The organism is Terriglobus sp. RCC_193 (assembly GCF_041355105.1).
Classification (GTDB): domain Bacteria; phylum Acidobacteriota; class Terriglobia; order Terriglobales; family Acidobacteriaceae; genus Terriglobus.
In genome coordinates, this window is sequence record NZ_JBFUPK010000004.1 from 177,284 (window position 1) to 187,295 (window position 10,012).

Annotated in this window: 7 protein-coding genes; 6 read left to right on the plus strand and 1 reads right to left on the minus strand. The window is 58.0% G+C overall.

The genetic code is table 11. From position 1 onward, the window contains the following. The first annotated feature begins 4 nt into the window (after positions 1–4). From AB6729_RS17670 to infB, 5 genes are all read left to right on the plus strand, one after another. Positions 5–1,636, plus strand: coding sequence for a hypothetical protein (locus tag AB6729_RS17670; RefSeq protein ID WP_371082980.1), 1,632 nt, complete (start codon positions 5–7; stop codon positions 1,634–1,636). A gap of 19 nt (positions 1,637–1,655) precedes the next feature. After that, positions 1,656–1,781 carry a hypothetical protein gene (locus tag AB6729_RS17675; RefSeq protein WP_371082981.1) on the plus strand — a complete coding sequence of 42 codons (126 nt, stop codon included), beginning with the start codon at positions 1,656–1,658 and terminating at the stop codon, positions 1,779–1,781. Between the two features lie 163 nt (positions 1,782–1,944). Then, on the plus strand, positions 1,945–2,550 hold the full coding sequence (gene rimP / locus AB6729_RS17680; RefSeq protein ID WP_371082982.1) for a ribosome maturation factor RimP: 606 nt from the start codon (positions 1,945–1,947) through the stop codon (positions 2,548–2,550). 132 nt (positions 2,551–2,682) lie between these two features. Continuing rightward, positions 2,683–4,374: a transcription termination factor NusA gene (nusA, locus tag AB6729_RS17685; RefSeq protein WP_371082983.1), complete on the plus strand. Its 1,692-nt coding sequence runs from the start codon at positions 2,683–2,685 to the stop codon at positions 4,372–4,374. Positions 4,375–4,548: 174 nt separating this feature from the next. Then, on the plus strand, positions 4,549–7,785 hold the full coding sequence (gene infB, locus AB6729_RS17690) for a translation initiation factor IF-2 (protein WP_371082984.1): 3,237 nt from the start codon (positions 4,549–4,551) through the stop codon (positions 7,783–7,785). Positions 7,786–7,843: 58 nt separating this feature from the next. On the opposite strand, the gene AB6729_RS17695 is transcribed toward infB, so the two are convergent. Beyond that, positions 7,844–8,560 carry an EAL domain-containing protein gene (locus AB6729_RS17695; protein WP_371082985.1) on the minus strand — a complete coding sequence of 239 codons (717 nt, stop codon included), beginning with the start codon at positions 8,558–8,560 and terminating at the stop codon, positions 7,844–7,846. Between the two features lie 789 nt (positions 8,561–9,349). On the opposite strand from AB6729_RS17695, the gene AB6729_RS17700 reads away from it, so the two are divergent. Further along, complete coding sequence (locus AB6729_RS17700) at positions 9,350–9,943, plus strand: tyrosine-type recombinase/integrase (RefSeq protein ID WP_371082986.1); 594 nt, start codon at positions 9,350–9,352, stop codon at positions 9,941–9,943. The last annotated feature ends 69 nt before the right edge of the window (positions 9,944–10,012 follow it).

Here is a 10,012-nt window from a genome sequence, read left to right on the forward strand (position 1 = left end):
CACTGTGGCGCTAGTACTTACCGTCGGAGTGATCATTCTTTGGGCCGTTATGTGGCACCTCGCGCCACAGACGTTCCGGTTTGACGATGCATGGATGTTTCTGCGGTACGCAGTGCGTGTGCGGGAAGGCCTGGGACTGAGCTGGAATCTGGATGGTGTTCACACCTACGGCATGACCAGCCTGCTGTGGCAGCTCGTGGTAATGGCCGGCAGCTTCCTGCCCATGCATCCGGGCCATCTGCTTTACACGCTCTCCTACGCCTTCTCCGGTGTGGCCCTGGTAACGGTCGCGGTGGCGGTCAGTCGCAACGCCCATGGCCCCCTCCGCTTCACACCCTACGCCTTCCTCCTCACCACCCTGCCGCTGGTGAACAACTCCATCTTTCAGTTCAACAGCCTGAATGGTATGGAAACCATGTTGGCTGCGGCTCTCATTGCAGCGACAGCGGGACTTGCGGTTGCCCAGTCACGTGGTCAGGGTGGGATAACGGGAAGTGGCTGGTTGACCGGCATTGTTGCGGCGCTCGCATATCTCACGCGGCCAGAGAGCGCATTGCCAATGGTAACGATGGTGATTCTGATCACCCGGTGGCGCAATCGGGAACAGCGTCTGTCTGCTTTCCGCGCTTTGGGTCTCATGCTCGGCCTGGCTATCGTTACCGCGGTGGGCTGCAAGTTCTACTTTGGCAGCTACGTTCCGCTCAGTTTCTACCTGAAGTCGCAACACGCTTACCGTGGTTATGCGGCACGGTGGCATCCCGTCCTGATGGCATTCCAGTTCCTGCAGATGTTCTGGCCGTTTCTGGTTGCAATGATCCTGTTCTGTCGGCGGGCCGATCGGCGCATGGTGGTGGCCATGCTTGGAGCGCTCGCGATCACGATGTCCTACCTCTGTGTGGTGACACAGATCATGGGCGGTTCGGTCCGTTACTTTATCCCCTACTTTCCGCTTTGTGTTATCCCTGCGCTTCTGCTCGTGGATGAGAGATTGCAGGAAGGTAGATCGTTCCGGTCGATCCTTCAGGCACCCCAAGTGGTGGGCGCGGCGTTAGTATTTATCCTCGCCGTGGTCATTCCGCGGCAGGTTATCGATTGGCTGGAATGGTATGCGGAGCCCGCCCTGCGATATTCCGCGGTGGAGGCTGTCGTTGCCGATAAGCGTCCGCTTCCAGTAGTGAATTATTGGATATGCATCGAAGGTGTTGGCGACATGGCAAACGCCATGCCCCCAGGCGGCATTGTGGCCTCAAGCGAAGTCGGGGAACTTGGTTATAGAGCTTTGAACCAGAATGTGATTGACCTGGCAGGTCTGAACGATACGGATATTGCATTGCACGGATTTCATCCGGATAGATTTCTGGACCGAAAGCCGGATCTGATCTGGCTCCCCCACGATGACTACACGTGGCAGCGGGGAATCCTCATCACATCGCCAAAGTTTCTAGCGGAGTATGACTTCTATGCGGGAGCGTTTGTCTATGGCATTGCTATCCGGAAAGACAGCCCAAATCACGATGCGTTGACAGCTCATCTCTATGCTGTCTGGAACCAGTACTATCCCGGTACAAAGCCTCAGGACTACCTTGCACGTGGCGTGTCATGGGACCGGGAGGCTTCGATCCCGCCCGTGCGTTAGCCCATCGGGTTATGAGCAGATGAATCGATTTCCGGCATTCCGGGACATGCTGGCGCAGCGGTATGAATTGATCCGCGAATGGCAGTCTCCCGGTTCGCTGAAGGCGGGATATCGCATCTATCGTCCTGGCGCGGTGGAGCAGTGATTGATTTGATGTGGCCTGAAAATTGAGATAGGATAGTAAAGAAATCAGAGTCCGCCAGGCCATTTAACCCCTCGGCGAAACGACTGGTGGGCGAGAGCCCGCCATTTTCTTTGGTTTATTTGAGATTTCTGCGGCGCTTCGCCGTGAAGGAGGGCTTTTCGCAATGGCAGTTTCCATGGATGCAATTCGTGCCGCGGCAGAACGCGTTGCGACGAGCCACGGGCTTGAAGTAGTCGAGGTCGACTTCACGGGCGCAGGCAAGGCGCGTGCTCTCCGCGTATTTGTGGAGAAGGATGCGGCTGGTCGCGACGCTCTGAAGGCAAAGGCAGCGGAAGCTGCGAATGATCCGGATGCGGAACCGATCGGCCTGCCTAGTGGCGTTCCCATCGAAGCGCTCTCCGGTGTCACGCATGAGGATTGTGCGGTGTTTGCGCAGGATTTTGGCACCGTGCTGGACGTGGAAGAATTGATTCCCGGGACACAGGAATACGTGCTGGAAGTTTCATCGCCGGGTATCGAACGCAGGCTGTTTAAGCCCGCGGATTACCAGCGATTTCAGGGCTTCCTCGTTGCCGTGAAGCTGTTTACGGCGATCAACAGCATGAAGACGCTGACCGGGCGCATGACCTTTGCAGATGATGCCGTGACGCTGGACCTTTCTGCGGTCAAGCAGAAGGGCAAAAAGAAGAAGGGCGCCGAGCCTCCACCGCAGACCGTTACTATTCCTCTGCGGGATATTGAGAAGGCTAATCTGGTGGCCGAGTTCTAGCCGGTTCGTCTGCTTGTTGCTGTGACTTCGCACCGAGAAGTGCAAACACTTCTGCTGCGTCAACGGCAGCAGGCCAAAGGCTGAACAGAGAAACAAGTTTCTTACAACTGAATACGTAGGAGTAACACAACAATGGCAAGCGCACTGTATCAGGCAATTGAGACCATGAGCCGCGATAAGGGCATTGAGCCCGAGATCGTGGTCACCGCCGTTGAGGACGCCATCGCATTAGCAACGCGCAAGTACTACAAGACGCAGGAAAACATGCGCGGTGAGTTTGACAAGGAAACGGGCGAGATCCGTGCCTATGTCTACAAGACGGTCATTGAAGACGATACCGAGATTGAAGAAGACCCTGAGAACTACATCACGCTGACGGAAGCGCAGGAGATGGCGCCGGGCGTGGAAGTGGGCGCGGAACTGCGCTTTTACAAGGACACGTCGCCGCTGGGCCGTATTGCCGCGCAGATGGCGAAGCAGGTGATCTTCCAGAAAGTCCGCGAAGCAGAGCGCGACACAGTATTCAATGAGTACAACCACCGTGTGGGCGAGATTCTGAACGCTACGGTGAAGCGCATTGAGCCGATGGACGTGATCTTCGACCTGGGCAAGGCCGAGGCGCGTATGCCGAAGCGTGAGCAGTCGCGTCTGGAGCAGTTCACCGTGGGTGAGCGCATCCGTGTGGCTTTGCTGCGTGTCGACCGCGCTGCAAAGGGACCGCAGGTGATTGTGAGCCGCGCCGCGCCCGCGCTGGTGCAGACGCTGTTCCAGAGTGAAGTTCCGGAAATCTACGACGGCACCGTGATGATCCGCGCCATTGCACGTGAGGCCGGTGAGCGTACGAAGATTGCTGTCGTTTCGCGCGACAAGGACGTCGATCCGGTCGGTGCGTGCGTCGGCATGAAGGGTATGCGTGTGCAGTCCATCATCCGCGAACTGCGCGGCGAAAAGATTGACATTATCGAATACTCCGATGAGATCACCACGTTTGCCGAGAAGGCTCTGCAGCCTGCGAAGGTGTCGCGTGTGTCCATTACCGATCTTGGTGAGAAGCAGTTGGAGGTGATCGTGGATGACACGCAGCTTTCGCTGGCTATCGGCAAGAAGGGCCAGAATGTGCGTCTCGCGGCCAAGCTTCTGGGCTGGAAGATCGATATCAAGAGTGAAGAAGAGAAGCGCCAGGAAGTGGAGCAGGCCATGGCTGCGCTGGGCGGCGGACCTTCCACTCCGATTGAGCAGGTCACTGAACTCGGTGAAAGCGTTTTGGATAAGCTGATTGCGGCCGGTATCACGACCGTGGAGCACCTTGCGGATATGACCGCCGAGGAACTGGGCGAGGTTCCGGGTATTGGTGACAAGTCGGTGGAGAAGATTGCGGTAGCGGTCCGCCACTACTTTGGCCAATACGAAGAGGGCGAGGAGCGTCCAGCGTCTTTGAGCGGCGTTGCGCAATCGCTGGGTGACAATAGCGCATCTGAAACCTCTGTATCGCATGAAGCACCGACCGAGGCGGACGGCAAGCCGTCGACCGATGTGGTGGATGCGGATAGCGACGAATCAGAGGAGGGTCTGATGGGCAAGACACCAGAAGCAATCATCGCAGAACGCGCACTGAACGGCGTAGAACCGCTGGAAGTGAGTGATTCGTCGGAAGAATTGCTGGAGCGGGAAGAAGAAGAAGGCCAGTTTGACGGTTTTGGCAGCGATGCCGATGTCCGCGAGGCCCGTATTGAGAACGACAACCAGATGCTGGACGATCTGGCCGACCAGGCTGGTGAATTCAGCAATGAAACCATCGACCCGGATGAGAACACCCGTGGTTAGCGTGAAGAAAGGCGGTGCAGAGTCCTGCGCCGCCGACTTTCACGGCGCTTTGAAGTGCTTCGGAGGCGCGAATTGTACCCTCCTGAGCGATAATGAATGTATTGGACTTGATTCCTTCTGGAGTGGAGCTGCCATGAACAGCTAGCAGAGGGCAACGGAGTAAGACGAGGGCGGATGAGCAAAGTACGCATCAACGATCTGGCGCGTGAGCTTGAGGTCAAGAGTAAGGAAATTCTTGACGCGCTTACAGCAGTCGGAGTTACAGAGAAGAAGACTCACTCGAGTTCCATCGAGGATGACGAAGCAGACAAGGTTCGCAAGCACCTGACTGGCGGTCGCGCACCTGCACGTACGGCAGCCGCCGCCGAGCCGAAAAAGATTGATTTGTCGAGCGCGCGTAAGCCGGGCGATATTCAGCGGATGCTGGCGGAGCGTCGCCAGGCTGAGCAGCAGGCCGCCCAGGCTCCTGTTCCGGCAAAGCCGGCAGTTGTGTCGGCAGCACCGAAGCAACCGATTGTTGCGGTGGTAGCGCCGCCCAAACCGCCTGTGCCTCCTGCTGCTCCGACTGCCGTTGCTGCACCTGCGCCTGTGGTGGAAGTGGCAACTCCTCCCGTGGCTGAGAAGCCCGTGGTCGCTCGTCCAGTCGCCCCAGTTGCCCCTCCTGCGCCCGTTGCTCCTCCAGCAGCGCCTTCGCGCCCTCCGATCACGCGCCCAGTGATGCCGACGCTGAAGATTGCCCAGCCGCGCACTGAGTCTGCTGCACCGGAGGCTCCGCGCCGCACAATCGTTCCGCAGGCACGCCAGGCCCCTGTTATCGTGCATCCCGCACCGAAAACAGGTCCGGCGATTGCCTCACGTCCGCCGCAGGGTGTGGTGGTACGTCCGGGACATCCCGCATCTGAACGTCCGGCAATTGCTGGCAGCACGCCTCCGCCGCAGGGCGTAGTCGTTGCGCGTCCTCCAGCCGCTGCATCAACTCCCGCAGCACCTGCTGCAACGCCGGTTCTGGGCACTCCGCCTCCTGTTCCGGAAGCTGCAGCACCGGTGCCGGCAGCTCCTGAAGAGCCGAAGCGTCGCGTCATCATGCCGCAGACAGGCCCGCGCCCGTCGTACACCGCGCCTCCGCAGGCTCCCAGTGCGCCGCCGCGTCGTCCTATCTTCCAGCGCCCGGGTGGTCCCGGTGCCGGACCGGGGGGGGCTCGTCCCCCTTATGGTGGCCCCGGAGGCCCGGGTGGTCCCGGCGGTGGTCCTGCTGGCCGTCGTCCCATGCATCCGACGCGGACGTTCCCCGGCGGACCTCCAACCGGTCCCGGCGGACGCCCTGGCTTCGGTCAGCGTCCGGGCTTTGGTGGTCCCCGTCCTGGATTCGGCGGCGGTCCTCGCCCCGGTGGCGGTGGTCTGATCTCAGAAGGCACCCCGGGAGCGCAGAAGCCCGGTATGCGTCCTGCTGCCAAAAAAGGTGCGGCACACAAGAAGCGTTACGAAAAGAGCAAAGAAGGCCCAATGAAGGGCTTTGCGCCACCGTCGCGGTTTGGCGGAGCGCAGATTGCTATGGGCGAACAGCCCATTACGCGCACCATTACCGTGACGGAAGGCGTTACCGTAAAGGACCTGGCAGAAGCACTTGGTCTCCGCGGTAAGGATCTGATCGCTACGTTGCTGATGCGCGGTGTTCTGGTCACTGTCAATCAGTCGCTGGATAACGAATTGGTGAAATCCGTCTCCGCCGCCTATGGCGCGGATGCACAGATTCAGACCGTGGAAGAGCAGCTTGAGAATGAAGCGATCGAAGGCGTCCTGACAGATACCAGCGGTATGACGGAAATCGTCCGTCCGCCGGTGGTTACCGTCATGGGCCACGTCGATCACGGTAAGACTTCGTTGCTCGATGCGATTCGTTCTACTGACGTGGCCAGCGGCGAAGCCGGTGGTATCACGCAGCACATCGGTGCATACAAGGTGCACGTCACCAAGGAAGATTCGCCTGCCTTTGGCCGCGAGATTGTCTTCCTGGATACGCCGGGTCACGAAGCCTTTACCCGCATGCGTGCACGCGGCGCCAAGGTTACGGACATCGTTGTTGTGGTGGTTGCAGCGGATGACGGTGTGATGCCGCAGACGATTGAAGCCATTGATCACGCGAAGGCAGCAAAGGTGCCGATCATCGTGGCGATCAATAAGATCGACAAGCCCGGTGCGGACAGCAATAAGGTGAAGGCCCAGCTTGCCGAGCGTGGTCTTCAGCTTGTGGGCTGGGGCGGCGACGTGGAATTCGTTGAAGTTTCCGCGAAGCAGCGTATCAACCTGGACGGCCTGGAAGAGATGATCTGTCTCGTTGCCGACACAAACGCACAGAAGGCAATTCCTGAGCGTCCGGCAGTGGGTACCGTTATCGAAGCCAAGCTGGATCGTGGCCGCGGTGCGGTTGCGTCCATCCTGGTGCAGAACGGAACGCTGAAGGTGGGCGACAGCTATATCGTCGGTAACACGTTCGGTAAGATCCGCGCCATGTTCGACGATCGCGGCCGTTCCATTGAAACTGCAGGACCTTCGACACCTGTTGAAATCCTTGGTCTGGAGAGCATTCCGGACGCTGGCGACACGTTTATTGTGATGAGCGATCGTGACCGTGCCAAGGAAATTGCACGCTACCGTACGCTCAAGGAGCGCGAAGCACAGCTTGCGAAGAGCAGCCGTGTGTCGCTGGAAGGCCTTGCAGAACAGATCAAGCAGGCTGGCGTTAAGGATCTCAACCTTGTTCTCAAGGGCGACGTGCAGGGCTCGGTGCAGGTGCTGATCGACAGCCTGCAGCGCATGACGACGGAAAAGGTACGTGTCCGCGTGCTGCACTCCGGCGTCGGCGCCATCACCGAAAGCGATGTGCTGCTGGCCACCGCGTCGAACGCCGTCATCATCGGCTTCAACGTGCGTCCAGAGCGCAAAGCACAGGAACTGGCGGATCAGGACAACGTGGAAATTCGTCTGCACTCCATCATTTACGAGCTGCAGGACGAGATTCAAAAGGCCATGCTTGGCCTGTTGGATCCGGTCTTCCGCGAGAACTACCTGGGCCGTGCAGAAGTGCTCAACGTCTTCAAGATCACGAAGGTCGGTCAGATTGCCGGCTGCGTGGTTCGCGATGGCACGATCACCCGCAACTCGCAGGTACGCGTGATGCGCGACGGTGCCGAAGTCTGGAAGGGCAAGATCACCAACCTGAAGCGCTTCAAGGACGACGTTCGTGAAGTGACCAACGGCATGGAATGCGGTATCGATCTCAGCCTGCGGGACATTCGCGTGGGTGACTTGATCGAGGCGTTCTCCACGGAGAAGATGGCTGCGGAACTGGGCGAGAATCTTGCGGAGAAGAAAGCCGCCGAGGCCAAGGCTTCGGAGCCAGCTACCGTGTAATTAGTTCAAAAATCACAAAGAGAAGAGGCGGGCAAAGCCCGGCTCTTCTCTTTGCATTTCACGCATCCATTTCAGTTGGAGTTGGCAGCGTGAAGTTTGGCAGAGCTTCAAAGCCGGGCATGGCGAACAGATAACCCTGCATGTGTTCAATACCGCAGCGGAGTAAAGCGACATACTCTTCCAGGCTTTCCACCCCTTCTGCGATCAGGTCCATCTCTTCTGCATTGCAAACCTTTTGCAGGGAAGCGATGGCTGCTTGCGAGTGTGGATGCAGGTGCAGGTTCCGTGTGATCGTCATATTGAGCTTCAGGATGTCGGCTCGCATCTGTTTGTACACGGCTTTCTCTGAGAGGGCCGCTTGTAGATCGTCAATGGCAAGGGCGATACGGAAGCCATTGCGCTGATACTCGCGGGCGACTGTTCTCACCTGTTTGGTATCGAGAAGTCGCTCTGAATCTGTCATTTCAAAGATCAGCCTTTTGTAAGGAAAGTTCAGTGACCTGGCGGCGGCGAGTGTCATTGCGCTGCATGCTTCGGGTGTGCAGATCGCTCGCGGAAGAAAGTTGATGGACAGAGCGGCATTTGATTTTGTAATGCCAAGATTGGTCGCCAATGTCATCGCGCGGCTACGGCAATGCTGATGAAAAAGAAACTGATCATTCTCTTTCAATCGCCCGAGTATGCTGGCCGCACTTTGGCCCTGAGGTCCGCGGACGAGAGCCTCATACGCATAGACGTTGCCTGTGGTGACGTTCACCATAGGTTGAAATGCCATGCTGAAAGGGAAGCCCGCCTGGAGCTCTACTGCCGTGGCGAGGAAAGCCGGTTCCATGCGAACTACATCGGCAGAATCGGCGACAAAATGAATGTTGGAATCTGCTTTTGTTTGTATTGGCCGATCAGTTGATCAGTTATAGCAATGTTTCGCTTTCGGCGTCATAGATGATGGTCCGATTACGTCCCAGATGCTTCGCGTGGTACATCGCCTTGTCCGCTTCTTTTTGCAGTTGCGCCCATGTGATATCAGCGTGACCACGGGGTGATGTCACATGGGCGTAACCGCAGGGTATCCGGGGCTGTTCAGACGTTGAACTTGAAGACGTTGAAAGTGACCTTCTCCGCGCCCTGCACGGGTTTTCGTGCCGATAAGGGGTGACAGGAGGTGTCACGTGTATCAGAAGCATAATCGCTTCATGGCTGACTGGACAGACCGGAGGGGGAAGCGAAAACGGAAGTCGTTTCTAACGGCTGCTGAAGCGGAAGCATTCGAGATAACTCAAAAGGCAAACGCGCGCCCAAAAGCAAAGGCGGTGCGGGTGTCAGCGTTACGAAAATCCTCACCGCCATCACGGGTAGTCAGAAGCCCACAAACGCAATCCACTATTGCGTCAAAGGCATCATCGGCGAGGTCGGATCGAAACGACCACAAGACCTTGTCGCACTCGATGTCCCGCGCATCTGCAAAACGTTCGAGCGTTACTGTGTCGCGACGCGGTACAACTACCACTCGTACCTCCGAACGCTCCTCCGCAAACTCGCGGAAAGCTACGGAGCGCCACACGGATTGCATCGCGAAGTCCCGCAAGTCCAAGCCCCATCACCACGAACCCGCACCGTCACGGACGCGGAGGTCGAAGTGATACTCTCCAGCGCATCGCCAGCCATGAGGCTGTTCGTGTTGCTGTGTCTCGACCTGGGATTGCGGAGCGGAACGGCTGTGAAGATAAGCCCATCGCACTACGACCCGAACAGTGGAACTATCAGCTTCACGACGAAGAAACAATCAACACAAACGCTGCCAGTTACTCGCGAGATTGCAGTCATCTTTGCCACGTGCGAACGATGTCTGCCAGAGGTGCCGTATTACACCTTTCTGAGCGTGAGGCGCGGAGGCTGTCGTGTCAGCGTGGCTCTATCGTTCAAGCATCTTCTTCGCAGATGCGGATTGGACGACCGAATCAGGCCACACGACCTCCGACGCACAGCAGCGGAACGCGTCTATGCCGTCACGAAGGATATGCGCGACGTGCAAAGCGTTCTCGGACACAAGCGCCTAGCCAACACCATGCACTACCTCGACCGTGGGGGGCGTGGACTCAGCGTCGCCATCCTCGAACAGGCAAAGATTTTGCACAAGCCAACGGAGGTCATCCAGTGACCGCGAAAGAACAGGAACTCCTGCACCACAACGCAAGCATTCTGGCTGATCGTTGCGGTCATGCCATCG